General features: G+C 59.5%; 20 protein-coding genes. 12 read left to right on the top strand and 8 right to left on the bottom strand.

From position 1 onward, the window contains the following. Window positions 1-6 precede the first annotated feature (6 nt). Window positions 7-468: an NfeD family protein gene (locus DT594_RS13400; protein WP_149333117.1), complete on the bottom strand. Its 462-nt coding sequence runs from the start codon at window positions 466-468 to the stop codon at window positions 7-9. Window positions 469-794: 326 nt separating this feature from the next. Here DT594_RS13400 and DT594_RS13395 point away from each other — a divergent pair, with 326 nt between their 5' ends. The 4 genes from DT594_RS13395 to DT594_RS13380 all read left to right on the top strand — a co-directional run bounded on the left by DT594_RS13395 (window position 795) and on the right by DT594_RS13380 (window position 3,779). Further along, window positions 795-1,724 carry a triacylglycerol lipase gene (locus DT594_RS13395; protein ID WP_149333116.1) on the top strand — a complete coding sequence of 310 codons (930 nt, stop codon included), beginning with the start codon at window positions 795-797 and terminating at the stop codon, window positions 1,722-1,724. Window positions 1,725-1,802: 78 nt separating this feature from the next. Further along, window positions 1,803-2,804 (top strand): lipase secretion chaperone, encoded by a 1,002-nt coding sequence (locus DT594_RS13390; RefSeq protein WP_149333115.1) that lies wholly within the window; start codon window positions 1,803-1,805, stop codon window positions 2,802-2,804. 119 nt (window positions 2,805-2,923) lie between these two features. After that, the gene (locus DT594_RS13385; RefSeq protein WP_149333114.1) at window positions 2,924-3,139 is read left to right on the top strand and encodes a hypothetical protein; all 216 of its coding nucleotides are present in this window, start codon (window positions 2,924-2,926) and stop codon (window positions 3,137-3,139) included. A gap of 22 nt (window positions 3,140-3,161) precedes the next feature. Beyond that, on the top strand, window positions 3,162-3,779 hold the full coding sequence (locus tag DT594_RS13380) for a DUF3047 domain-containing protein (RefSeq protein WP_218574517.1): 618 nt from the start codon (window positions 3,162-3,164) through the stop codon (window positions 3,777-3,779). Between the two features lie 22 nt (window positions 3,780-3,801). On the opposite strand, the gene DT594_RS13375 is transcribed toward DT594_RS13380, so the two are convergent. From DT594_RS13375 to DT594_RS13365, 3 genes are read right to left on the bottom strand one after another with little or no spacing between them, the layout of a single operon-like run. Further along, window positions 3,802-4,140 (bottom strand): YdbL family probable chaperone protein, encoded by a 339-nt coding sequence (locus DT594_RS13375; RefSeq protein WP_425460556.1) that lies wholly within the window; start codon window positions 4,138-4,140, stop codon window positions 3,802-3,804. Between the two features lie 17 nt (window positions 4,141-4,157). Beyond that, a complete protein-coding gene (locus tag DT594_RS13370) occupies window positions 4,158-4,349 on the bottom strand; it encodes a YnbE family lipoprotein (protein ID WP_149333112.1) in 192 nt (63 codons plus the stop codon). Between the two features lie 16 nt (window positions 4,350-4,365). Next, window positions 4,366-6,930, bottom strand: a complete 2,565-nt coding sequence (locus DT594_RS13365; protein ID WP_149333111.1) for an intermembrane phospholipid transport YdbH family protein — start codon at window positions 6,928-6,930, stop codon at window positions 4,366-4,368. Window positions 6,931-7,091: 161 nt separating this feature from the next. On the opposite strand from DT594_RS13365, the gene DT594_RS13360 reads away from it, so the two are divergent. Both DT594_RS13360 and DT594_RS13355 read left to right on the top strand, forming a co-directional pair. Beyond that, a complete protein-coding gene (locus DT594_RS13360; RefSeq protein ID WP_149333110.1) occupies window positions 7,092-7,475 on the top strand; it encodes a DUF805 domain-containing protein in 384 nt (127 codons plus the stop codon). 71 nt (window positions 7,476-7,546) lie between these two features. After that, on the top strand, window positions 7,547-9,019 hold the full coding sequence (locus DT594_RS13355) for a phospholipase D family protein (RefSeq protein WP_149333109.1): 1,473 nt from the start codon (window positions 7,547-7,549) through the stop codon (window positions 9,017-9,019). 66 nt (window positions 9,020-9,085) lie between these two features. On the opposite strand, the gene gabT is transcribed toward DT594_RS13355, so the two are convergent. The 3 genes from gabT to DT594_RS13340 all read right to left on the bottom strand — a co-directional run bounded on the left by gabT (window position 9,086) and on the right by DT594_RS13340 (window position 12,564). After that, window positions 9,086-10,366: a 4-aminobutyrate--2-oxoglutarate transaminase gene (gabT, locus tag DT594_RS13350; RefSeq protein WP_149333108.1), complete on the bottom strand. Its 1,281-nt coding sequence runs from the start codon at window positions 10,364-10,366 to the stop codon at window positions 9,086-9,088. 35 nt (window positions 10,367-10,401) lie between these two features. After that, complete coding sequence (gene gabD / locus DT594_RS13345) at window positions 10,402-11,862, bottom strand: NADP-dependent succinate-semialdehyde dehydrogenase (RefSeq protein WP_149333107.1); 1,461 nt, start codon at window positions 11,860-11,862, stop codon at window positions 10,402-10,404. 234 nt (window positions 11,863-12,096) lie between these two features. Next, complete coding sequence (locus tag DT594_RS13340; RefSeq protein ID WP_149333106.1) at window positions 12,097-12,564, bottom strand: MarR family winged helix-turn-helix transcriptional regulator; 468 nt, start codon at window positions 12,562-12,564, stop codon at window positions 12,097-12,099. A gap of 543 nt (window positions 12,565-13,107) precedes the next feature. Here DT594_RS13340 and DT594_RS13335 point away from each other — a divergent pair. The 5 genes from DT594_RS13335 (at window position 13,108) to DT594_RS13315 (ending at window position 20,743) form a co-directional block, all read left to right on the top strand. Continuing rightward, window positions 13,108-13,626, top strand: coding sequence for an Hcp family type VI secretion system effector (locus DT594_RS13335; RefSeq protein WP_096346341.1), 519 nt, complete (start codon window positions 13,108-13,110; stop codon window positions 13,624-13,626). A gap of 197 nt (window positions 13,627-13,823) precedes the next feature. Further along, window positions 13,824-15,596: an N-acetylglutaminylglutamine amidotransferase gene (locus tag DT594_RS13330; protein WP_149333105.1), complete on the top strand. Its 1,773-nt coding sequence runs from the start codon at window positions 13,824-13,826 to the stop codon at window positions 15,594-15,596. A gap of 13 nt (window positions 15,597-15,609) precedes the next feature. After that, the gene (gene ngg / locus DT594_RS13325) at window positions 15,610-17,358 is read left to right on the top strand and encodes an N-acetylglutaminylglutamine synthetase (protein WP_246164635.1); all 1,749 of its coding nucleotides are present in this window, start codon (window positions 15,610-15,612) and stop codon (window positions 17,356-17,358) included. 46 nt (window positions 17,359-17,404) lie between these two features. Further along, window positions 17,405-18,595 (top strand): osmoprotectant NAGGN system M42 family peptidase, encoded by a 1,191-nt coding sequence (locus DT594_RS13320; RefSeq protein WP_096346344.1) that lies wholly within the window; start codon window positions 17,405-17,407, stop codon window positions 18,593-18,595. Between the two features lie 66 nt (window positions 18,596-18,661). Then, window positions 18,662-20,743 carry a TonB-dependent receptor family protein gene (locus tag DT594_RS13315; protein ID WP_149333104.1) on the top strand — a complete coding sequence of 694 codons (2,082 nt, stop codon included), beginning with the start codon at window positions 18,662-18,664 and terminating at the stop codon, window positions 20,741-20,743. Between the two features lie 46 nt (window positions 20,744-20,789). Here the strand turns inward: DT594_RS13315 and DT594_RS13310 are convergent, their stop codons facing one another. Continuing rightward, window positions 20,790-21,956 carry an MFS transporter gene (locus tag DT594_RS13310; protein ID WP_149333103.1) on the bottom strand — a complete coding sequence of 389 codons (1,167 nt, stop codon included), beginning with the start codon at window positions 21,954-21,956 and terminating at the stop codon, window positions 20,790-20,792. A gap of 290 nt (window positions 21,957-22,246) precedes the next feature. Here DT594_RS13310 and aptA point away from each other — a divergent pair, with 290 nt between their 5' ends. Beyond that, window positions 22,247-23,587 (top strand): omega-aminotransferase AptA, encoded by a 1,341-nt coding sequence (aptA, locus tag DT594_RS13305; protein WP_425460555.1) that lies wholly within the window; start codon window positions 22,247-22,249, stop codon window positions 23,585-23,587. Window positions 23,588-23,752 lie beyond the last annotated feature (165 nt).

The following is a 23,752-nucleotide window of genomic DNA, read 5'->3' as shown; positions in this document are numbered from 1 at the left end:
GCTCGCTCACGGCCGCTGCCGGCTGACCTTGAGTACGATGCCATTGTGATCGATCACCCAGGCATGCTCCCCGGCGATCAACGGGTCACTGGATTCAGCATCCCACTTGGCACCATTGAGCGTTACATCACCCACGCCATCGACAAAATCCACGATTACCTGGACCCGCTCGCCAATAAAGCCGGCATCGTCCATATCCTTCATCGAGCGGTCGGACTCGGTACCTTGAAGCCAACGCTGGCACTGCCGCCGCAAGACGAATAACGCAACCAGACTGATGACCGCAAAGCAGGTCAACTGCGCGCCGGTGGATTCGATCACCCCGAACAAGGTCAAAGCGCCAACGACAAGGGCGCCAAGCCCGAAAAAAGCGGCTATCAAGCCCGGTACAAAAAACTCCGATGCCAGCAATACCAGCCCCAGCAAAAGCCAGAACGCATAACCATTCAAGATCGTGCTTTCCACCATGATCAAAATCCTTATTCAAGGCGCATGCAGAGCGCTCAGCGTAACAGATACGCGCGAGGTTGGTTCGCTCTTGTACCGGGGCATGAGCAGGTTGGCGAAAAATTACTGGAAGGTCTGAATTACCATTCATCGGATTTATTTGATGAATTATATCGCGCCAGAAGCCACGACCGACGAGTCATAAAAAAGCGCAAGGGTCTTGGAACGCCCTTGCCGGCAGACCGCCTTTAGTTTGCGCAAACCCGTGTCTATGCTGATCTGGCGTATCTGTCAGATGTCGTCGCACACAACAAAAATAATGTACCAAGGCACAAAGGACACTTCTTATGCATAACAAAACCAGGCTCGCCCTGGCCTTAGGGCTGGCCGCGACCGTGGCTGTCTGTGGTCAGGCTCAGGCCAACTACACCAAAACCCAATACCCCATCGTACTTGCCCACGGCATGCTCGGCTTCGACAGTATTCTGGGCATCAATTACTGGTACGGCATTCCAGCCAACCTGCGCAGTGGCGGCGCCAGCGTCTATGTTACTTCGGTCAGCCAGCTCGATACCTCGGAAAAGCGTGGTGAGCAACTGCTGCAACAGGTGCAGAACATCGTTGCTATCAGCGGCAAACGCAAAGTCAACCTGATCGGCCATAGTCATGGCGGCCCGACCATTCGTTACGTTGCCGCCGTTCGACCAGACCTGATTGCCTCGGCAACCAGTGTTGGCGCACCACACAAGGGCTCCAAAACCGCTGACTTTATCCGCAACGTGCCGCCTGGTTCCGCTGGTGAAACAGTGGTGGCCGGGATCGTGAATGGCCTGGGCAGTCTGATCAACTTCCTTTCCGGCAGTAACACCACCACCCCACAGAACGCGCTGGGCGCACTGGAGTCGCTGAATTCGGCGGGCGCAGCGCGGTTCAATGCACGCTTCCCGCAGGGCCTGCCAACCAGCAGTTGCGGTACCGGCGCCTACAGCGTGAATGGGGTGCGCTACTACTCCTGGAGCGGCACCAGCCCGCTAACCAACGTCTTTGACGTGTCCGACGCCCTCCTGGGTGCCAGCGCCATTCCCTTCGGCTTCGAAGCCAATGATGGACTGGTTGGACGCTGCAGCTCGCGCATGGGCATGGTGATTCGCGACAACTACCGGATGAACCACCTGGATGAGGTCAACCAGGTGTTCGGCCTGACCAGCATATTCGAGACCAGCCCGGTATCGGTCTACCGGCAACACGCCAACCGGCTGAAGAACGCCGGCCTGTAGCAGGCGGGTATAGCCATAGGGCCGGTCCTCAGGGGCCGGCCTCCTGATTTGAAGCCATTTTTGCTCACTGGAGCCTGAATGAAAGTCTTGATATACCTGCCCTTCGCCGCCGCAGCATTACTCGTCGGCTGGCAACTGCTGGCGCCGGAAGATGCCGTCGTGACCGAGCGTGCGAAAGCCCCCCCGGCAGCCGCCCCCGCGCCTACCTATGAATCCATGCAACACATTCCGAACCGTTTGGGTTTGGCCGCGCCGACCGACGGCATTGAGTCGCTACGTGAAACGGAGGTGGACGGCACGCTGGAAGTCGACGCGCAGGGCAACCTGGTGATCAGCGAGCAGCTGCGCCACCTGTTTGACTATTTCTTCACCGCCGTTGGCGAAATCAGCTTTGAAGAAGCCGCCGAGCGCATTCGCATTTATCTCGCTAGCCAATTGCAGGACCCGGCTCTGGGCCAGTCGCTGGCTTTACTGCAGAACTATATCGATTACAAAACCGCGCTGGTGGAGCTGGAGCAAGGGTTTCCGGTAGTCGCTGACATTGCCGGCCTACGTGCCCGCCAGGACGAAGTCCAGCGCCTACGTGCGCGCCTGTTCAGCCCGGAAGCGCATGCGGCGTTTTTTGCCGCAGAAGAGATCTACAACCATTTCACCCTGGAGCGACTGGCGATTCTGCAGGATCCCAACCTGACCGACGATGACAAGGCGGCTATGATCGAGAACCTGCGCCAGAGCCTGCCTGACGCTGTACAGGACGTGCTGATACCGCAGATCCATCAAGAGCTGACGGTGCAAACCGAGCAGTTGCTTGAACAGGGCGCCGACCCCAGCGAAGTCCGCGAGCTACGCCTGTCACTGGTGGGCCCTGAAGCGACCGGCCGGCTGGAGGATCTGGATCAGGAGCGTCAACAATGGCAGCAGCGCATGGATGATTTCAGCGCGGAGCGGGAGGAAATTCTGAGCTATCAAGGCCTGGCCGAAGACGACAAGCAGGCTGCGATTGAGGAACTGCTCGAGAACCGCTTCAATGCCAACGAACGGCTGCGGGTTAGCAGCCTGCTTGATATGACCGCTGAATAGTCAGACAGAAACCGTAACAGCTTGCCGCCCTGAGTTGCTGGTTACGCCGACAGCTCAGGCGCATACTCGCTCAAGATCCTTCCCCCGCTGGCCTGCCAGGGTAGTCCCAGGAGAGAGACATGCGAGCTGACGAATTTCTGAAAAAATACGGCCTGGATGGCGATCACCAAAAAGCCGATCACAGCCTGCGGGGCAAATCCCTGGAGCGTGCGCTGCATCCAGGCCAACCACGCAGTGGCACCCCGCACGACTGGGAAGATTGGGAAAAATTCCAGGCCAGCGAGGCAGAAAAAACCGCAACGACACTGCCGGACCAAAAGCCGCATGATGAGTAGAACTGCTCCTGGTGTAATCGCCATGACGATACTGGCCAGCTCAACTGCGGCCTTGGCTGACACCGCAAGCATCAACCCGGCCGACATACTGGCATGGGATAGCCGCGACTTCGCCGGCCCCAGCCAATACCGCCTGGATCAAAGTGGCAACCAGACGTTGCTGCGCGCGCAGTGCATTAACGGCGCTTCTGCGCTGTATCTGGAACAGGTAATCAATCTTCAGCAGACGCCGATCCTGAAATGGTCCTGGGCGGTAGAGAACATCTTTGAGGGTATCGATGAGACCAGCAAGGACGGTGATGATTACCCGGTCAGGCTATATGTAGTGAAGGACGGCGGGCTACTGCCCTGGCGTACCAAGGCGCTGAACTATGTATGGTCAAGCGCGCAACCTGTCGGGGCTGACTGGCCGAATGCCTACACCGCCAACGCGCACATGCTGGCCTTGCGCAGCGGCCCGCCGCCCACGCCGGGAAAGCTGGTCGAGGAACAGCGCAACGTGCGGGAAGATTTCAAGACCTACCACGGCATGGATCCGGGCAGCATTGATGGCATCGCCATCATGACCGACTGCGACAACAGTCAACAGCCGGTGACGGGCTGGTATGGCAGCATCAGTTGGCACGCCGAGGACGACTAGACCAACCGATGCCAGGCTGGCGCTATTTCTTCATCCACACATCATTAAGCAGGATATATTGCCCAGCGGGCGTGCGATCCAGCGCCTTCTTGCCGGCGATCGACTCCACATCCCTAAGCTGGATGCCGTTTTCCTCGGCCAGACGCTGATATTCCTCACGACGGGCCTGGTTGATCTGCTTGGCGATCTCGGCCGCACTGCCCGAGGCGCTGACCACACCGAGGTAACCGTTAGGCTGCTCGCCCAGTTGGCCCGCGGACTTGGCCGCCGGCAGCGCGCTCATGGCTTCATTCAGGCTCAAGGCCCACACCGGCGCGCTGACCAGCAGCGCCAGTACTACTGCAAAAAATCGACTATTCATGCGCATGTCATTTCCCTCTAGAACAGGCCACTGGATTCGCTGAAGAGTTCATCCAACTGCTTGTCGACCTTGATATAGATCTCGTGCTGGATCTTCACATTCAGATTGATATTGATAGGTTCATTCGGGGCCGCCAGTTGCACGGTGGGCGTGCAACCCGCCAGCAACCAGAACGCCACCGCGGTAACCGGGATCAGACGCCATCGCATGCTTGCTACTCCTTGGTCATGGGTCGGGGGCCAGGCGCCGTTGCAACAAGCGCTCCTGCACCCGCTTCTGAATTATGTCGCTGACTTGCCCGCTGAGCTGCAAACTGGCCAGCAGCGCAGGCACATTTTCTTCCAGACGGATATTCAGATGAATCGGCCTGCCGTCCTGTAACGAGGGATTGTGCCCCTGCAATTGCAATCCCAATACCAACAAGCCGTCCTGATCATAAGCTACATCCGAGGCTAATACACTGTACTGAAAATCATCCAGCGCAGCCGCCACCTGGCGCATACCTGCATTGCTGCGTGCCAGGTCATCAAGCTTCTCCGAGCGGTAGCGCAGAAAACCACCCGGCTCGCGAGCCTGGAGCTGGCCGTCGTCAACCACCAGTTTCCCGCCCTCGAGGCTTACCGGCAAGCGGCCGTCGAGCGTGCCTCGGCCGCTCAATCCTTCCGCTGGATAGACCTCGAACAACCTGCCCAGTTCAACACCCTCCAGCTCTACGAGCACGCTCTGCCGGGGACGGGACAGATCAAGCCTGGCCGCATTCACCCGCACCTGACCGCCGAGCATGCCCATGCGCGCAGCATCGACATTCAGCACTCCGCCGGTGAGATTTGCCAGCTCCGCGCGGTATTCGCCGCTGAAGCTGACCGGTCCCAATGGCATGCCTGGGTCCAATGCCTCCAGGCGCAGGTCCGGGAACACCAATTGCAGATCATCTGCGGCGAGCGCCAGGTTAATGTTCGCCGTCAGCCCTTCGAACGTTGATCGGTCGAAAATGCCCTTGCCGCCGCTCAGCGTGAACTGGCCTTGCACGCTGTCGAGCCCCGCTGATCCGACGGCCTCCAGCTGCCCGGTCAGACGGCCGCTGGCGAAGCTCAGCAGCGACGGCCAGCCAGAGAATGTATCCGCCAGAGGATTGGCTGCGCGCAGAAACACCTCCTGCAGGCTTACATTGGCGCGCCATGGTTGCTGCTCTGGCCAATCAAACTCCACATCCAGCCCCAAACCAGTGGTGGTTTTCCCGACCCCCTTCCAGCCAATCTGCTGCGCCGAATAGTCCAGCTCACCGTCAAGCGCCCAACCCTGGGGTTCAAGTACATCGTGGTTAACGCTGGCCGCGGTCATGTTCAACGGACCTTTCAGGCTGATCTGCAGCGCCTCGTCCAGCGGTGATTGCAGCTGAAGCCCGGACAGGTCCAGCGACACGTTTTGCAACGCCATTCCGGTCGAGGCATCGACGATGCTGCTGGCCTGCAGGCGGGCCCCCTCGCCGAACTGCGCGGTCAATTGCTGCGCGTCCAGACGGCCCTCAAAAGGCCAGTCCAGCTTAAGGCCGCGCAGCTGCAACTCGTCCAGATCCAACTCGGCGGCAGCGCCCTTGAGCGTCAGCAGCTGCCATTCCGCCTGCCAGTGCGGACGCGAGGTCAGCGTGAGCTGGCCAGCCAACCCCAGTTCTACCCGGCCAGTTGCCTCAAGCTCAATCCCCAGTGACAACGGCGTGGCTCGGCCGAGCGCACTGTTATCTTCCGGGTCGATCCGCAGAATCAGTTGGTTGGGCCGCAGATCTTCGGGCAGACGCTGCAGCGCCGCCACCGCCGGCTGGTCTATCACCAGCCGGGCGGAGCCTTGTTGCAGGCCCCAGTCGCCGTTATCACCCACTACATCCAACAGCATTTGGCCTTGCAGCTCTCCGACCTCCGGCCAATACCAGGATTGTGGCAGGGCTATATCGGCATTCAGCTGCACCTGCCCATCCAGCAGATCAACCCATTCCGCCGGTCGGGTCACGGGTGCCAGGTTCCAGTCCACGCTGGCGCGCATGCCAGTGGGTAACTGCTCGAACGGATAAGCCTGACGGCCCAGCCAGGGTGCGGCATAGGCCAACAACCAATCCGCTTGCGGCCACTGTGTTACCTGCACGCTGCCGGCCCAAACAGGTAGTTGATCCCGCTGCGACCAGCGTCCTTCCAGCGTCGCAGCGGGCTGACCGGAAAGCTGTAACTGGGCTTGCAGGTCCAACGCCTCAACGTCTGAGTGCAGTTGCGCATCGAATTTCAGCCTGCCCTCGGGCGCGTTCAACACCAATTGCGCGGCGAACCGCTCTTCGCCCAGCCGGTTGAGCCGAAATTCGCCCTGTGCAGTACAACTCCCCGTTGGGCAAGGCACGCGCAACTCCAGGCTTTCCACCTGTAACTGGTCAGGCAACAACGCCAATTGGTCTTGCCAAGCTAACGGATCCGGCAGCCCATCCGTGGTGTCGTCGGCAGAGGCCTGCTGCGGTCGCCAATCCAGCTGCAGAGTCTGCAGATTGATCGCGGCCAGGCGGAACCGGGAATCACCGCCCAGCTGTAATTGCAGTGCGGAGATCTGGAAGGCGAGCGTGCCCTGCTGAGCATGATAGTTACCGGTAATCTGCTCTACCTGTACGCCACTCCAGCCTAGGCGCAGACCTTGCCATTCGAGCTGACCGATTCCAGCGGCTGTCAGCGCGCGCTGCGCCAGAAATACACCCGTCAGCGCCAGCACCAGGATAAGGCCGATCAACGCTACTACTATGCTTAACGCCTTGCGCATGCACTGCCTCGTGTCGGGGTTTTCGCCAGATTAGCATGTAAGACAGCGCACATTGTTGAACTACTCCTGTAGCCGAGCCCAGACCCGCTCTCTATAATCGGGCGACCGGCTGTCGCGCCAAAAGGCGTTGCCTGGGAGCCGGCTCAACCAGGGAGAAGGTCATGGATTGGTATCTCGAAGTACTTAGAAAATACGCGGTGTTCAGCGGTCGGGCGCGGCGCAAGGAATACTGGTTTTTTACCTTGTTCAACTTGCTCGCCATGCTGGTGTTGTCCTTTATCGACGGCATGATCGGCATGTACAGCATCGAAGCTGGCGTTGGCGTGCTGAGCGGCATTTACGCACTGGGCATTCTGATTCCCAGTCTGGCCGTGACCGTGCGCAGGCTTCACGACACCAGCCGCACAGGATGGTGGATACTCCTGGCCTTCATTCCGTTAATAGGGGCTGTGGTGCTGTTGATATTTACCGTGCTGGACAGTACACCCGGCAGCAACAAATACGGTCCCGACCCGAAAGGCATGGACGGCCAAGTACCCGTCTGACTCTGCCTGAGTAGTATGCTTTCGAGTAGCCAGTCTGACTAGCTACTCGTTCTTCCTTCTGAGTAATGTGCATGTCTTTTTCTTCGTCTTCAGCCCCCAATACCGCCAGCTCTCGCCCACTCTTGCATCCACTGCGCTGGATCACCTTGCTGTTGCTTTCAGCCTGGCTGATGACCAGCGGCTGTCAGGCATTCAGGCCGCTACCCGAGGGCCTGTCAATCGCCTCACCACCGCGCGACCTGCAACAGGCCGAGCTGCTGATCGATCAGACTTACGTCACCAGCAGCGGTGAGCGTGTCAGTGAACAACAGGTTTTCGACGAAGTGCTGCGCCTGATCGCCCAGGCCCGGAAGCTGGTGCTGGTCGATATGTTTCTATTCAACGATTTTGCCGGCAAAGACAGTTACCGCCCTCTCTCGGCAGAACTTACCGCCGCCTTGGTCCAGGCCCGAGAACAATATCCGCAAATGCCGGTTGTGTTGATTACCGACCCGTTCAATACCCTGTACGGCGGCATCCGCAACGGCCATCTGGAGCAGCTGCAAGCGGCCGGCGTCAGCGTGGTGATGACCGACCTCAGCCAGCTACCCGCTTCCAACCCGACGTGGACCGGCATTTGGACTCTGTGTTGCAGCTACCTGGGTAACAGCACTGAAGGTGGATGGCTTCCCAACCCCGTAGGCGAAGGAAAAGTCACGCTGCGCAGCTACCTGCATCTAATCAATTTCCGCGCCAACCACCGCAAGACCCTGGTCGTTGATGAAGGCGACAACTGGACCGGGCTGGTTACCTCGGGCAATCCACATGACGCCAGCAGCCGCCATAGCAACAACGCCCTGCGTTTCAGTGGCGCCGCCGCGCTCGACCTGTTGGCGAGTGAAATAGCCGTTCTGCGATTTTCCTCGGAAATAGATACCTCCGACTGGCCGGTCGCACCAGCGTCTGCAGCTACAACAGATACGCAACTGCAGGTGCTGACCGAAGCCGCCATTCGCGATGCCCTGCTGCGGATGGTCGACAGCGCTCAATCAGGCGACAAGCTGGATCTGGAGGTGTTCTATTTTTCCCATCGGCCGCTGATCGAGGCGCTGATACGCGCGCAGCAGCGGGGGGTGCAGTTGCGCGTGTTAATGGACGCCAATCGCGACGCCTTCGGCCGGGAGAAGAATGGGGTGCCTAACCGGCAGGTTGCCTGGGATCTGCACGAAGCGGGAATCGAAGTGCGCTGGTGCGCGACGCAGGGCGAACAGTGCCACCGCAAATGGCTGCGTCTGGATCACGCCGACGGTCGCAGCGAGCTGATCACCGGCTCTGCCAATTTCACCCGGCGCAACCTGGACGACCTGAATCTGGAAACCAGCGTGAGGCTGCTGGCACCCGCGCAGCAACCGGTCATGCAAGCGGCACGAGAGCAATTCGAACGCAGCTGGAACAACCCGAATGGCGAGCAGCACAGCCTGCCTTACGCGGATTTTGCCGACCACTCCCGCTGGCGTTACGGGCTTTATCGGTTTATGGAATTTTCTGGAATCTCTACCTTCTAGGTGACAGCAACCCTGGCGAGCGGCAAGCAGCAGAAAACTCTCTGCTTACCGCTTGTAGCTGCCTGCTTAGCTGCCAGCCAGTTCGGCAAAACAAGCCGCGATGATATCCATCCCCGCCTGCACTTCCATATCACTGGCCGTCAGCGGCACCAGAATACGGATCACGTTGCCGTACTGCCCGCAGGACAACAGAACCAGACCCTTATCACGGGCCAGCGCAACCACCTTGGCCGCCAGCTCCGCATCCGGCCGGCACTCGGAAGTAAACAGCTCGCACGCAACCATTGCGCCCAGTCCGCGCACATCACCAATGCGCTTGTCCTGCGCTGCAATGTCACGCAGCCGGCCCATGATCATCTCGCCCAGGGTGCTGCTGCGCGCCAGCAGATTCTCTTCTTCGAATACTTCGATAACCGCCAGCGCGGCGGCGCAGGCCAGCGGGTTGCCCGCGTAGGTACCGCCCAGCCCGCCGGGCGCGATGGCGTCCATCATCTCGGCACGCCCGCAGACACCAGCGACCGGGAAACCGCCGGCAATTGATTTGGCAAAGGTAGTCAGATCTGGCGCAACACCCATCTGCTCCATAGCAAAGAAAGTCCCGGTACGCCCAGCGCCGCTCTGCACTTCATCGGCCACCAGCACAATGCCGTGCAGGTCGCAGAGCTCACGCAGTTTCTTCATGAACGCCGGGCTGGCGACATAAAAACCACCCTCGCCCTGCACCGGCTCAATGACGATCGCCGCAATATCCCGCGGTTCGGCATCGTTCTTGAAAATACGCTCGATACTGGCGATAGCGTCATCGTCGCTGACGCCATGCAGCGGGCAGGGGAACTGCGCCCGATAGACACCGCCTGGCATCAATCCCATACCGGCTGAATAGGGCGAGACTTTACCGTTCATTGACAGCGTCATCATCGTGCGGCCGTGATAGCCGCCAGTGAAGGCAATCACACCCGCACGTCCGGTCGCTGCACGGGCTATTTTCACTGCGTTTTCCAGCGCCTCGGAGCCGGTGGTGACCAACAGGGTCTTCTTGGCAAAGTCGCCGGGCACCAGCGTGTTGAGCTTTTCACACAGCTCCACGTAGGGCTCGTAAGCCAGCACCTGAAAGCAGGTGTGGGTGAACTGCTCCATCTGCCGTTTGACCGCCTCCATCACCTTGGGGTGCCGGTGGCCGGTATTAAGTACGGCGATGCCGCCAGCGAAATCAATATACTGACGACCTTCGACATCCCACACAGTGGCGTTCTCTGCGCGCTGTACGAATATCGGGTGGATCTGGCTAACGCCACGGGCGACCGCGGCATGCCGGCGCTGCATCAAGGAATCATTGGTCTTGCTCATATCGACCTCCATCAGTGCTGACCCTGAAACAGGGCTCAGATGCCACCCAGGCACAGGTATTTGATTTCAACGTACTCATCAATGCCGTGCCGGGAACCTTCGCGGCCCAGGCCGGATGATTTCATGCCGCCAAAAGGCGCTACTTCGGTAGAGATCAGGCCGGTATTGATACCCACCATGCCGTACTCCAATGCCTCCGCGACGCGGAAGGCCCGACTCAGATCGCGCGCATAGAAGTACGCGGCCAGACCGAACTCGGTGTCGTTGGCCTGGCGGATCACGTCCTCTTCATCGCTGAAGCGGAACAGCGGAGCGAGCGGGCCGAAGGTTTCCTCACGGGCCACCAGCATGCTGCTGTCGATATCGGCCAGCACCGTAGGCTCGAAGAAAAAACCGCCCAACTCATGCGGCTTGCCGCCAACCAATACCTTGGCGCCCTTGTCAGTCGCATCCTGAAGATGCTGCTGCACCTTGGTCACCGCCGCAGCGTTGATCAGCGGCCCGGTGGTCACATCAGCCGCTGCGCCATCTCCCACCTTGAGCTTCTTCACCGCCTCAACCAACTTGGCCGCGAACGCATCATAAACGCCGTCCTGTACATAAATGCGGTTAGCGCATACACAGGTTTGCCCGGCGTTACGGTATTTGGAAATCATCGCGCCTTCGACGGCAGCATCCAGGTCGGCGTCGTCAAACACGATAAAGGGCGCGTTGCCGCCGAGCTCCAGCGACAGCTTCTTCAGCGTTGGTGCGCACTGTTCCATCAGCTTGATACCTACGCCGGTGGAGCCGGTAAAGGACAGCTTGCGCACAATCGGATTGCGACACAGTTCGCCGCCCACGGCGATGGACTTATCCACATCGGCAGTGACCACGCTGAACAGCCCGGCGGGCAAACCTGCTTGCTCTGCCAAGGCAGCCAGGGCAAGCGCCGAGAAAGGCGTCTGGGGTGCGGGCTTGAGTACCATGGCACAACCAGCGGCCAAGGCCGGAGCCGCCTTACGGGTGATCATTGCTGCCGGGAAGTTCCACGGAGTGATCGCCGCAGTCACGCCTACCGGCTCTTTCTGCACGATAATGCGCTTGTCCGGCTGGTGGCCCGGAATGGTCTCGCCGTAGACGCGCTTGGCCTCTTCGGCGAACCATTCGATAAAGGAAGCGGCATAGGCTACTTCGCCGCGCGCCTCTGCCAGCGGCTTGCCCTGTTCGGCAGTCATGATGCGCGCCAGATCTTCCTGGTGCAGCATCATCAAATCGAACCACTTGCGCAGTACTGTTGTTCGCTCTTTGGCAGTACGTTTACGCCACGCGGGCTGAGCAGCGCGAGCGGCCTCGATGGCGCGCGCGGTTTCTTCCACGCCCATATTCGGCACACTGCCCAGCCGCTCGGCGTTGGCCGGATTGAAGATCTCGGTACGTGCGCCGCTGTCGGCCTCACACCACTGACCGCCAATAAAGGCTTGTTGGCGAAACAGATCGGGGGCGTGTAATTCCATGGAAGATCCTCACTGGCAACGGTAAAGCATTTGCCGTCAGGCGTAATGCATTTACCACATAGATGTTTGATATTTCAAACATGCTAAGGCGCAGAAAGGTTTCAGGCAAGAGCCCAATGGAAAAAACGAGAGGAGGAAGCGAGCTAATGCGGGGAGGGCTGCGATGCCCTGGCGGCGGTGGCTGGCATACGCTGGCAACATCAGCCAGCGCAGCCGCGACGCCGGGCTGTCAAATCAGGCTGCGGACTCGCTTTCGAACAGCTCGGCAGGACCGTGTTGATCCGCTTCAAGCAAACCGGCCACCCGCTGCAAACTGGCCAACATCATCAGTTGCTCCCAGTCGGCGAGCTTGCCAAAACGGTCAAGAAACTCAGCGGGCAGCAACGCCGGCTCAGCTTGAATAGCCGCCAGACCCTTGGTGCTCAGGGCCAAATGCACCTTGCGCTTGTCGCTCTTGCTGCGAATACGCTGCAACATATCGCGATTTTCCAACCGATCAATAATGGTGCTCAGAGTTGCCTGAGAAACACTGACCTTCTTCGCCAGATCGCCCAGGGTGCCTTCTCCCATCGCCTGAATGCTGTGCATGATCAACAGCTGGATGGGGGTCAGGCCACTATGCCGACCCAAACGCTTGGCATGTATTTCGGTGGCGCGTTGCAGGCGGCGCAACGCTAAATAAAGATCGTGCATCATGTACATGTTCAGCTCCCGGCAGCACTCTCGGATGAGCGCGCATTTTGCCACACAGTCTAAATATTACAGTAGTAACTAGAAGTTTTGGCTAAGCGCCGCCCAAACAACCTTAGAGCCCCTGCCTAGCACAAAATAATCTTCAATAGAGCGAGAGATTACACCAATTTTATTTTTACTTCAAAATACTTTGACGGAAATACGCGCCAGCAACAGTTGGTATGGGAAAGGGCTCATGCGCAAAGGACCCCACCCGCGTCTGCAAGTCAGGGTTGCGCAAAGCTTGGCGCATCAAGCTGTGCATAACCCTGTGTATAAACCGTGGCAACGGCTCTGAGATGCAAGCGATAACGGCTGTGCGCCATAAGCTGCGCAGGCCTGTGCAAGGAGTTGCGCAACTTTACGAGACGCGCATCACACCATTACTGCACACCCCAACGGCAAACGTCCTAACTTCCTGTTATTCATGGCTTTACAAATAAATGGCACAACTCTTGGACTAACCAGAGCTCCCGGACACCAAGTCCAATCCATCAGGCAAGGAGAGCTCTAATGCCAACACCCGCGTATATGTCCATCGAAGGAACCAAACAAGGTCTGATCACTTCCGGTACCTTTACCGAAGATTCGGTCGGCAACATTTTTCAGGAAGGTCACGAAGATCAGATCCTGGTTCAAGCCTTTGATCACCAGGTAATCATTCCGCGTGACCCGCAGTCCGGCCAGCCGACTGGTCAGCGCGTGCACAAACCGCTGATGATCACCAAGGTGTTCGACAAGTCCTCGCCGCTGATCTTCAACGCCCTGACTTCCGGTGAGCGCCTGAGCAGCTGTCGCCTGGAGTGGTACCGTACCTCCTCTACCGGCACGCAGGAGCATTACTTCACTATCGAACTGCAGGACGCGATCATCGTCGATGTGCAATCGCACATGCCGAACTGCCAGGATCCGGCCCAGTCTCATTTCACCCATCTGGAAGATGTATTCTTCACCTATCGCAAGATCGTCTGGACCCACGAAGTATCCGGCACGTCCGGCTCCGACGACTGGCGCACTCCGATTTCCGCTTAAATCGAAAGCCAGCAACACCATCAGCCGGGCCATCCGGCTGATGTCTACGAGCAGCCCCAAGCCCGAACCCCCACGTACCCAGCATCCCTATCAAACACAACTTTACTAAACGCAACTCTAAGCCCGTCTGCCTGTCCATACTCTAGCAACGGGGCGAATAAGCCCACCTACATTCACCCCCTGACAAGGGCGACAGTATGTGCGGAATTGCAGGAGAGTTTCGTTTTGATGGTTTGCCAGCGGATATGGCTACCCTGGATCGTATTACCCGGCACATGGCACAGCGCGGCCCCGATGCCTCGGGACTCTGGGCCCAAGGCGGCCTGGGACTGGGTCATCGCAGACTCAAGATCATGGACCTCGCCGAAGCATCCGGCCAGCCTATGGTGGACGCCGAGGCAGGCCTGTCGCTGGTATTCAACGGGGCCATTTACAACTACCCACAGTTACGCGCCGAGCTGGAAGCCATGGGCTACCGGTTCTTTTCCGGGGGCGATACCGAGGTCATCCTCAAGGGCTATCACGCCTGGGGCGAAAAGCTGTTGCCGCGCCTCAACGGCATGTTTGCCATGGCCATCTGGGAGCGCGACAGCCAGCGCCTGTTTCTCGCCCGCGACCGCCTGGGCATCAAGCCGCTGTATTTGAATCGTACCGAGCAGCGCCTGCGCTTCGCCTCCAGCCTCACCGCACTATTGCAAGGCGATGGCGTCGATACCAGCATCAACCCGGTCGCGCTGAATCATTATTTGTCGTTCCATGCCGTCGTGCCGCCGCCACTGACGCTACTCAACGGCATCGAAAAATTGCCACCCGGCCACTGGATGCGCGTGGAAAGCGACGGCACCAGCCATCAGCAGCGCTGGTGGGATCTGGAGTACGGCGCCCGCGCCGACGAACAGTCGCTGACCTTCGACGACTGGCAGGACCGGGTGCTCGATAGCCTGCGCATGTCGGTCAAACGCCGCAATCTGGCCGCAGTGGATGTGGGCGTGCTGCTGTCCGGCGGCGTCGATTCCAGCCTGCTGGTCGGCCTGCTGCGCGAAGCGGGAGCGGAGAAACTGCAAACCTTTTCCATCGGCTTTGCCGACGTGAATGGCGAAGCCGGTAACGAGTTTCAGTATTCCGACCTGATCGCCGAGCACTTCGCCACCGAGCATCACCAGTTGATGATTCCCGAGCAGGAAATTATCGCCCAATTACCGAGTGCCATCGGTGCGATGAACGAGCCCATGGTCAGTCACGATTGCATTGCCTTCTATCTGTTATCACGCGAGGTCAGCAAGCATTGCAAGGTGGTACAAAGCGGTCAGGGCGCGGATGAAATCTTTGCCGGCTACCACTGGTATCCGCAAGTGGATCAAGCAGCTGATCCGGTCGCCGCCTATCAGCAGGCGTTCATGGATCGCAGCTTTGCCGAATACCAGCAGACCGTTAGTTCAGGCTGGGCTACGCATGACTACGCCGGCGATTTTATTCGCGAACATTTTGCTCAGCCGGGCGCGAGCAGCGGCCTGGACAAGGCCCTGCGACTGGACACTCAGGTGATGCTGGTCGATGACCCGGTCAAGCGCGTGGATAACATGACCATGGCCTGGGGCCTGGAAGCGCGCGTACCCTTCCTTGACCATGAAGTAGTGGAGCTGGCAGCCAGAGTGCCCGGCCGTTTCAAGCTGCCGGACGACGGCAAATATGTGCTCAAGGAAGCCTCGCGCAAGGTGATTCCCGCTGCAGTGATCGACCGACCCAAGGGTTACTTTCCGGTACCCGGGTTGAAGTATCTGGAAGGTTCGACGCTGGATTGGGTAACGGAGTCGCTGACCAGTCAGCGTGCTCTGGAGCGTGGCCTGTTCAACCCAGGTTATATCGACACCCTGCTCAGCGACCCGAAGGCGCACATCACACCGTTGCGCGGCTCCAAACTCTGGCAGCTGGCGATGCTTGGCCTGTGGCTTGATGCGCATAATCTGTAAGGAATGACTGACCATGTCCAGACCCATGCCACCGGATCAACAACGCATGCTGCGCGGCAATGCCCCCACGTTCGAGAGTCTGCGTGCGAGTCACGCCAAGCAGGGAACCAGCACCGGAGCGGCCACCGATGCCGCGGTGCATTGCGGTTGGGGCAGATTGTTGTTCGGCCAGACTTTTTCCGATTATCGCTTGCTGGCCGAGACTCTCCTGGATGAACAACCTGGCGAGCGCGATATCGTGCTCTACGTTGAAGATCCGCAGGTGGTACTTTCCTTCGCGCCACAGCAACTGTTCCTTGACCCCTCTGACACCCTGCGCCTGTGGTTTAGCGATTACCGGCCCGCACATGAGAGCCCCCAAGGATTCAATCTGCGACACCCGCATGGCGATGCCGACTGGGAGGCGATCAATCGGCTCTACAAGCTGCAGAATATGGCCTGCGTGGACCCGGACAAGATAACGCCCAGGGAGGCCGGCGGCCCCGTGTTCTGGCTGGCGGAAGATGAGGAAAGCGGCGAAGTGATCGGCACGGTGATGGGCCTGAACCATCGCAAGGCCTTCAATGACCCGGAGCAGGGCTCCAGCCTATGGTGCCTGGCGGTAGACAGCAGCACTCAGCGCTTCGGCGTAGGGGAGACGCTGGTTCGGCATCTGGTCGAATATTTCATGAGCCGCAGCTGTTCCTACCTCGACCTCTCGGTGCTGCACGACAATAAACAGGCCAAAGCGCTGTATCGCAAACTGGGGTTTCGCAAGCTGCGTACTTTTGCCTTGAAGCGCAAGAACAGCATCAACCAGGTGCTGTTTATCGGCCCGGACTCGGATCAGGAGCTGAACCCCTATGCCCGCATCATCACCCGCGAGGCGCGGCGCCGGGGTATCGAGGTGAATATCCACGATGCTCCTGCAGGACTGTTCAGCCTGACCCACGGCGGGCGCCGGATCCGCTGTCGGGAATCGCTCAGCGATCTGACCAGCGCCATCAGCATGACCCTGTGCCAGGACAAGCAGCTGACCCATCGGACGCTGCAACGCGAAGGCCTGAGCACACCGCGGTTTAAGGTGGCAGACACGGCCGACGTCAACGCGGCCTTTTTGGCAGAGCACAACGCTGTGGTGGTCAAACCTAACAACGGTGAGCAGGGGCAGGGCGTAGCCGTGGATATTCGCGACGCCAACGCGCTGGAGTCTGCTGTAGCCGCGGCGCGCCAGTTCGACAGCGAGGTGTTGCTGGAAAGTTACCACCCAGGCCAGGATCTTCGCGTGCTAGTGATCAATTACGAAGTAGTGGCGGCGGCGATCAGGCGGCCTGCCGAAGTATGCGGCGATGGGGTAAAAAGCCTGCGCCAGCTAATTGAAAAGCAAAGCCGCCGACGCCAGGCCAGCACCTATGGTGAAAGCCGTATACCGATGGACGATGAAACCCGGCGCACGGTTGAAGTCCAGGGCTTCAGCCTGGATGATGTATTACCCTATGGAAAACAATTGTTCGTGCGGCGCACCGCCAACCTGCACACTGGCGGCATGCTGGTAGATGTGACACGCAAGCTGGACCCGACGCTCCGGCAGGCCGCAATCGACGCGGCCAAGGCACTGGAAATACCCGTCGCCGGACTGGATATGATGGTTCCCGAACCGGATCAACCAGACTATGTGATTATTGAGGTGAACGAGCGCCCAGGGCTTGCCAACCACGAACCGCAACCCACCGCGGAACGCTTTATCGACCTGTTGTTTCCGCTCACTCGCTCGCCATCATGACGGCAGCGCAGCGACAGGAAGCTCAGGCACACAGACGGAGGAATGCATGACCGAGACCTACCCCGGACCGAACATGGAATTTCTCGAGCGCACACTGCTGGAAATGCTCGCCATTCCCTGTCCCACCGGCTTTACCGATGGCATCGTCCGCTATGTCGCCGAGCACCTGGACGCCATGGGCGTGGAATATGAACTGACCCGGCGCGGCACCATTCGCGCCACGCTCAAAGGCAAGCAGGCTACTCCGGACCGCGCCATCGCGGCTCACCTGGATACCATCGGCGCCATGGTCCGCGGCATCAAGGACAACGGGCGGTTGGAACTGGCACCCATTGGTCACTGGTCCAGCCGCTTTGCCGAAGGCAGCAGGGTCAGCCTGTTTGGCGACCACGGCTGCCTGCGCGGCAGCGTGCTGCCATTGATGGCCTCTGGGCACGCCTTTAATGAAGGTGTAGACAATCTTGCGGTGAGTTGGGATACCGTCGAGTTGCGCGTAGATGCAGCCACCACCAGCCGCGCCGAAACCGAAGCCCTGGGCATTCATCTCGGCGATTTTGTCGCCTTTGATCCTTGCCCCGAGTTCACTGATACCGGCTATATCAATTCCCGGCATCTGGATAACAAGGCTGGTGCGGCTGCGCTGCTCAGCGCAATCAAGCAGGTAGTCGACAGCGGCGAACTGCTGCCGATGGATTGCCACCCGGTCTTCACCATCACCGAAGAAACCGGCACCGGTTCGGCGGGAGTGCTGCCCTGGGATGTCAGCGAATTCGTTGGCGTGGATATCGCGCCTTCAGCTGCTGGTCAGAGCACCACCGAGCATTCGGTCACCCTGTGCATGCAGGATTCTGGCGGCCCCTACGATTACCATCTGACGCGGCATTTGCAGAGCCTTTGTCACCGCGACGAAATTCCGGTGCGCCGGGACCTGTTCCGCTATTACCACAGCGACGCGGAATCCGCGATCCGTTCCGGCACCGACACCCGTATCGCCCTGATCGGCTTCGGCACCGACGCTACCCACGGGTACGAACGCACCCACCGTGATAGCCTGGCGGCATTGAACCGCTTACTGGTGGCCTATATGTTCAGCCCACCCATATTCGAACACGATGATAAAAGCGACCCGCCATTGGATAACTTCCGCGACCAACTGGCCACCGATTCGGTCAGTGGCAGCGAAACCCTGTTGCCGCCGCTCAAACGTATTCTGTCCCCCGACAAACGCAATAACTGAACGCCTGCGGCTTTTATAAGCCGCCTACACTGAGCGTTTTCCTATAACAGCAACCAAGCGACTCCCATGAAAAAAATTGCACCATGCGCCATTGGCATTCTCTCCAGCCTGAGCTTTCCGGCTGCCAGCATCGCCCAGGAACGCCAGCTCAGCCTGCCCGCGCAAGTAGTGCTGGGTAGCGAGGCGCAGGAGGACGACACGCGCTTGCCATTGGCTCGCAGCACCCTGTCGGCGGACGAGCTCGAGACCTCCAACCTGGGCGCGAATCTATCCGAGTCGCTGCAACGGGTGCCCGGCCTGGTGGCCGTAAACCGGCAGAATTACGCCCAGGATCTGCAGATATCCTCCCGAGGTTTCGGTGCGCGCGCGGCCTTCGGCGTACGGGGCGTGCGCCTGGTGCAGGACGGCATTCCGCTAACCATGCCCGACGGCCAGGGCCAGCCAGCCCTGTTCGATCTGGATAGCATGCAGCGCATCGAAGTGCTGCGCGGCCCGCTGACCACGCTATACGGCAACGCCTCTGGCGGCATCATTCAGGGCTTTACCGGGGAAGGCAGTTTCTACCCGACGCTGGAAAGCCGCAGCGCCTTCGGCCCCGACGGCCTGCGCCGCTCGCGCCTGCGCTACGGTGGCCAGCATGGCGACCTGAATATCAACGCCAACGTCGCCCGCCTGGATACCGACGGCTATCGCGACCACAGCAAAACCCAGCGCGACACTGCCAACCTGCGCCTGGGCTGGGATATCGATGACGCCTCCAGCCTGACCCTGCTGATTAACAGCCTGGACCAGCCGGAAACCGAGGACCCGCTGGGTCTGACTGCGCAGCAGGTGCGTGAAGATCGGCGCCAGTCCGTAGCCGGCAGCCAGACCTTCAATACGCGCAAGACCGTGCGACACAATCAGGCAGGGCTGAATTACACCCGACGGCTGAGCAACGATGATCAGGTGACCGCCATGGTCTATGGCGGCGAACGTTATGTGCAGCAGTATCTGGCGTTCCCGGGCGGCGGCCAGTTCTCTGGCGGTGGAGTGATAGAGCTGGATCGCAATTTTGGCGGTGGTGAACTGGGCTGGCAACGCAATACCGAGGCATTCGGCCTGCCCGTCGAGCTGGCTGCCGGCGTGACCTATGACTACCAGGGCGAACAACGTCAGGGCTTCGTCAACGAGACCGGTCGCAAAGGCGCTCAGCAGCGCGATGAGTTCAACGCCGTCGACAGCCAGGATGCCTATCTGATCAGTACCTGGCAGTTGGACCCGCGCTGGACGCTAACGGCAGGCGTGCGTCACAGCCGCGTCGAGTTTGATTCGGACGACGATTATCTAATCGACGGTCAGGACGATAGCGGCAGCGTGCGTTACAGCCAGACCAATCCAGCTCTCGGACTAAGCTATCAGTGGACGCCAGCGGTAAGCTTGTACGCTGCGCTGGGACAGGGTTTTGAAACGCCGACCTTTCAGGAACTGGCCTACCAGCCCCAGGGTAGCGGTCTGAACTTTGATCTGACACCGAGCAAGTCGCGCAACGCCGAAATTGGTATGAAATATCGTCAGGATCAGACGCGCATTGATCTGGCGCTGTTCGAAAGCCGGGTAGAAGACGAGATTGTAGCCGGCGAAGAGCAGCAGCTCACCGGACGCGGCACCTTTGCCAACGCCGGGCGCTCGACCCGACGCGGTATAGAACTGGCGGTAGAGCAGGGCTTTGATCACGGCATCAGCGCTTATCTGGCCTATACGCTATTGGATGCACGCTTCGACGAATACCAGCGCGCCGATGGCAGCGATCTGTCAGGTCGCACCCTGCCTGGTGTGCCCCGCCATAGCCTGTTTGCTGAGCTCAGCTGGCAACCGCCCGGCACGGGCTTTATTACCGCGCTAGAGGCCCAGAGCCTAAGTCAGCGCTACGCCACCGATGACAACACCGCAGAGGCGGCCTCCGGCTATGCAGTATTCAACTGGCGCGCGGCGTACACGCATGCGGTCGGCAATTGGGAAGTCGAACCTTTCGCGCGGATTGATAATCTGGGTGACCGTGAATATATCGGTTCGCTTATCGTCAACGGTGCGGGAGCCCGCTATTACGAGCCGGCACCGGATCGGCAATGGCTGGTTGGCGTCGGCCTGCAGTACCAGTGGCGCTAAGGCCAGTAAGCTTGGTGTGGAAGAGTCCTGGCCGCACTGGGACTCGCTAAGCTGTACGGTCGGTTTGCGGCGCAGCGACGGCAACGTCGCTGAACGCCCCGCGCTGCCAGGCCAGAACGATAAAAACCAAAGCGGCAATAGCCATCAGCAACGGCAGCGCATGGCTGCTCAGCCACTGACTCGCGGCGCCGGTCGATAACGGCCCGAGCAGACTGCCAATCCCCCACAGCATTGCGATATGCGCATTGGCTCGCACCAGCGCATCGTCCCGGTAACGCTGCCCGATCAGGATCAGTGACAAGGTATATAACCCGCCAGCGCTGGCACCAAAGAGCACCAGTACCGGCCAGATCAATACGCTCTGCAGAATTGCTGGTATCGTCAGGCTGGAGACCAGCAGCACCAGACCACATGCTTTGTACAACGTGGTACGCGACAGCTTGTCCGCCAGCCAGCCGATCGGTACCTGGAGGGCCGCATCACCAATGACCACGGCGCCAACCATAAAAAGCGCACGCTGCGCATCAAAACCTTCGCGGATCAGATACACCGGCAACAAGGTCAGCGTCATCGCCTCGAATGCAGCAAACAGCATCACCGCCCAGGCCACCGCCGGCAATTTGCGCACAAAACCCATCAAGGCCCTGCCCGAGGTGCTGGCCGCATCCACTACCGGAGCGCCGGTGGCTTGCAGCAGCAACACAAAGCCCAATAGCAGCAAGCCACTGGACAACCAGAAGCCGATGTCATCATCGGTGCCAATGACGCCCAGCAACAGTGGGCCGCACAATTGGCTAAGCGCAAAGGCGCTGCCATAGACCGCGACCAGCCGGCCACGCAGGCGATCTTCGATCAGTTGATTGATCCAGCTTTCGCCGAGCACAAAGGTCACCGTCAGCGAGACGCCGAGCACCAGCCTGAGGACCAGCCACAACGCATAACTCGGCCACACCGCCAGCAACCCTACCGATATGGCGCTGCAAACCATAACCAGCCGCATGGCATTCTCGGTACTCAGCCAACCCGCCAGCCGCGCGGTGATCTTGGCGCCGACCAGCATGCCCACCGCCGGAATAGCCGCCATAACGCCGATGGCAAAGGCATCATAACCCCACTCATCCAGGCGCAAGGACACCAGCGGCAGGGTAATGCCCAGCGCCAGTCCGACGCAGATCACTGCCGTGGTCACAATCCCGTAGGTTTTCCAATCCATACTCGTGTCTATCCCACCCTTGAGAGCCAAACCCTAAGTGCAGCGCACACCCCTGGGCGCCCGCTCAACGGACAAAAGGGCATAAGGGACGGGCTTCGATCTGACAAACAGTAATCAGCCGACTCAGTAAATTCAATATATTTGACAGAAGGTCAGTAGATATTGCGTTTAAATGCGAAACACGGTCTTTTTCGTTTGTTATTTTTGACATAAACTCGGGGCGATCTCTTGTTTTGGTATCATTGTCTTCGCCACGCAACCACCCGCTACAGCAGCGCCAGGAAAGCCCCATGAACAGCATGCAACAGCCCGCTACCCAGTCACAGGACCAAAGTCTTGACGAGTTCTGGATGCCATTTACCGCCAATCGTCAGTTCAAGAGCCGCCCGCGCATGCTGGAAAGCGCCGAAGGCATGTTCTACACCGACGTCGAAGGCCGACAGATCATCGACGGTACCTCGGGGCTGTGGTGCTGCAATGCCGGGCACGGCCGCAAGGAAATTGCCGAAGCGGTGAGCAAGCAGATCGTCAAGATGGATTTCGCCCCCACATTTCAGATGGGTCACCCTCTGCCGTTCCAGCTTGCCGAGCGCCTGGTGGAGATCGCCCCCAAGGGCCTGGATCGGGTGTTCTTCACCAACTCTGGCTCCGAGTCGGTAGACACCGCGCTGAAGATTGCGCTGGCTTACCAGCGTGCCCGCGGTGAAGGCACCCGCACCCGTTTGATCGGTCGCGAGCTGGGCTATCACGGTGTCGGTTTTGGCGGCATTTCCGTCGGCGGCATGGTCAACAACCGCAAAGCCTTTGGCGTGCAATTACCCGGCGTCGATCACCTGCCGCACACGCTGGATCTGGAACGCAACGCCTTTACCCGCGGCCTGCCAAAGCACGGCGCGGAACTGGCTGATCATCTGGAAAAACTGGTTACGCTGCACGGCGCGGAAAATATCGCCGCGGTGATCGTTGAGCCAATGTCCGGCTCTGCCGGCGTCATTCTGCCGCCGGTCGGCTACCTCAAGCGCCTGCGTGAAATCACCGCCAAGCACGGCATCCTGCTGATTTTCGATGAAGTGATTACCGGCTATGGCCGCGTCGGCGCGCCTTTTGCTTCGCAGCGCTGGGAAGTCACTCCGGACATCATGACCACCGCCAAAGGCCTGACCAACGGTGCCATTCCCATGGGTGCGGTGTTTGTCAGCGAGCAGATTCAACAGGCGTTTATGCACGGCCCCAAAGGCCTGATCGAATTCTTCCACGGCTATACCTATTCCGGCCACCCGGTCGCCGCTGCCGCCGCACTGGCGACGCTGGATATCTATGCCCGCGACGGCCTGCTGACCCGTGCCCAGGAGCTGGAAATCTACTGGCAGGAAGGTCTGCACAGTCTCAAGGGCATGCACCATGTGATCGACATCCGCAACACTGGCCTGGTTGGTGCCGTGCATCTGGCCAGCCGCGAGGGCGAACCCGGCGCACGTGGTTACGAGGTGTTCGAGGCCTGTTACTGGGACGGTCTGATGGTACGCTGCACCGGTGACATTATTGCCATGTCGCCGCCGCTGATTGTCGAGAAGAGCCATATCGACCGGATGATCAATATACTCGGGGATGTAATTCGTCGGACTCCTTGAGCGGTAAGTATCCGCCGGCCCCCGCTATGTTCTGCGTTCCTGGGGGCGGCAAGCTCGGAGATTATAGCAGGTGGCTGGATCAGCCATTGCGGACCGTCGGTGGCAGGGATGCCACCGATGAGCTACAGGGACGTACTTGCTGCGTGTCCGCAATGGCTGGTCCAG

The sequence above is a fragment of the Halopseudomonas laoshanensis genome, assembly GCF_008365385.1.
GTDB classification, from domain to species: Bacteria; Pseudomonadota; Gammaproteobacteria; order Pseudomonadales; family Pseudomonadaceae; genus Halopseudomonas; species Halopseudomonas laoshanensis.
The sequence above is the reverse complement of the archived record's forward strand: the minus strand, read 5'-3'. Positions and strand labels throughout refer to the sequence as shown.

Excerpts from the sequence above, each read along its gene's own strand:
- DT594_RS13390 (WP_149333115.1), top strand. The coding sequence starts at position 1,803 with ATGAAAGTCTTGATATACCTGCCCTTCGCCGCCGCAGCATTACTCGTC.
- DT594_RS13380 (WP_218574517.1), top strand. The coding sequence starts at position 3,162 with ATGACGATACTGGCCAGCTCAACTGCGGCCTTGGCTGACACCGCAAGC.
- DT594_RS13340 (WP_149333106.1), bottom strand. The coding sequence starts at position 12,564 with ATGTACATGATGCACGATCTTTATTTAGCGTTGCGCCGCCTGCAACGC.
- DT594_RS13400 (WP_149333117.1), bottom strand. The coding sequence starts at position 468 with ATGGTGGAAAGCACGATCTTGAATGGTTATGCGTTCTGGCTTTTGCTG.
- DT594_RS13375 (WP_425460556.1), bottom strand. The coding sequence starts at position 4,140 with ATGAATAGTCGATTTTTTGCAGTAGTACTGGCGCTGCTGGTCAGCGCG.
- gabT (WP_149333108.1), bottom strand. The coding sequence starts at position 10,366 with ATGAGCAAGACCAATGATTCCTTGATGCAGCGCCGGCATGCCGCGGTC.
- aptA (WP_425460555.1), top strand. The coding sequence starts at position 22,247 with ATGAACAGCATGCAACAGCCCGCTACCCAGTCACAGGACCAAAGTCTT.
- DT594_RS13355 (WP_149333109.1), top strand. The coding sequence starts at position 7,547 with ATGTCTTTTTCTTCGTCTTCAGCCCCCAATACCGCCAGCTCTCGCCCA.
- gabD (WP_149333107.1), bottom strand. The coding sequence starts at position 11,862 with ATGGAATTACACGCCCCCGATCTGTTTCGCCAACAAGCCTTTATTGGC.
- DT594_RS13360 (WP_149333110.1), top strand. The coding sequence starts at position 7,092 with ATGGATTGGTATCTCGAAGTACTTAGAAAATACGCGGTGTTCAGCGGT.
- DT594_RS13330 (WP_149333105.1), top strand. The coding sequence starts at position 13,824 with ATGTGCGGAATTGCAGGAGAGTTTCGTTTTGATGGTTTGCCAGCGGAT.
- DT594_RS13370 (WP_149333112.1), bottom strand. The coding sequence starts at position 4,349 with ATGCGATGGCGTCTGATCCCGGTTACCGCGGTGGCGTTCTGGTTGCTG.
- DT594_RS13335 (WP_096346341.1), top strand. The coding sequence starts at position 13,108 with ATGCCAACACCCGCGTATATGTCCATCGAAGGAACCAAACAAGGTCTG.
- DT594_RS13310 (WP_149333103.1), bottom strand. The coding sequence starts at position 21,956 with ATGGATTGGAAAACCTACGGGATTGTGACCACGGCAGTGATCTGCGTC.
- DT594_RS13385 (WP_149333114.1), top strand. The coding sequence starts at position 2,924 with ATGCGAGCTGACGAATTTCTGAAAAAATACGGCCTGGATGGCGATCAC.
- DT594_RS13315 (WP_149333104.1), top strand. The coding sequence starts at position 18,662 with ATGAAAAAAATTGCACCATGCGCCATTGGCATTCTCTCCAGCCTGAGC.
- DT594_RS13365 (WP_149333111.1), bottom strand. The coding sequence starts at position 6,930 with ATGCGCAAGGCGTTAAGCATAGTAGTAGCGTTGATCGGCCTTATCCTG.
- DT594_RS13395 (WP_149333116.1), top strand. The coding sequence starts at position 795 with ATGCATAACAAAACCAGGCTCGCCCTGGCCTTAGGGCTGGCCGCGACC.
- ngg (WP_246164635.1), top strand. The coding sequence starts at position 15,610 with ATGTCCAGACCCATGCCACCGGATCAACAACGCATGCTGCGCGGCAAT.
- DT594_RS13320 (WP_096346344.1), top strand. The coding sequence starts at position 17,405 with ATGACCGAGACCTACCCCGGACCGAACATGGAATTTCTCGAGCGCACA.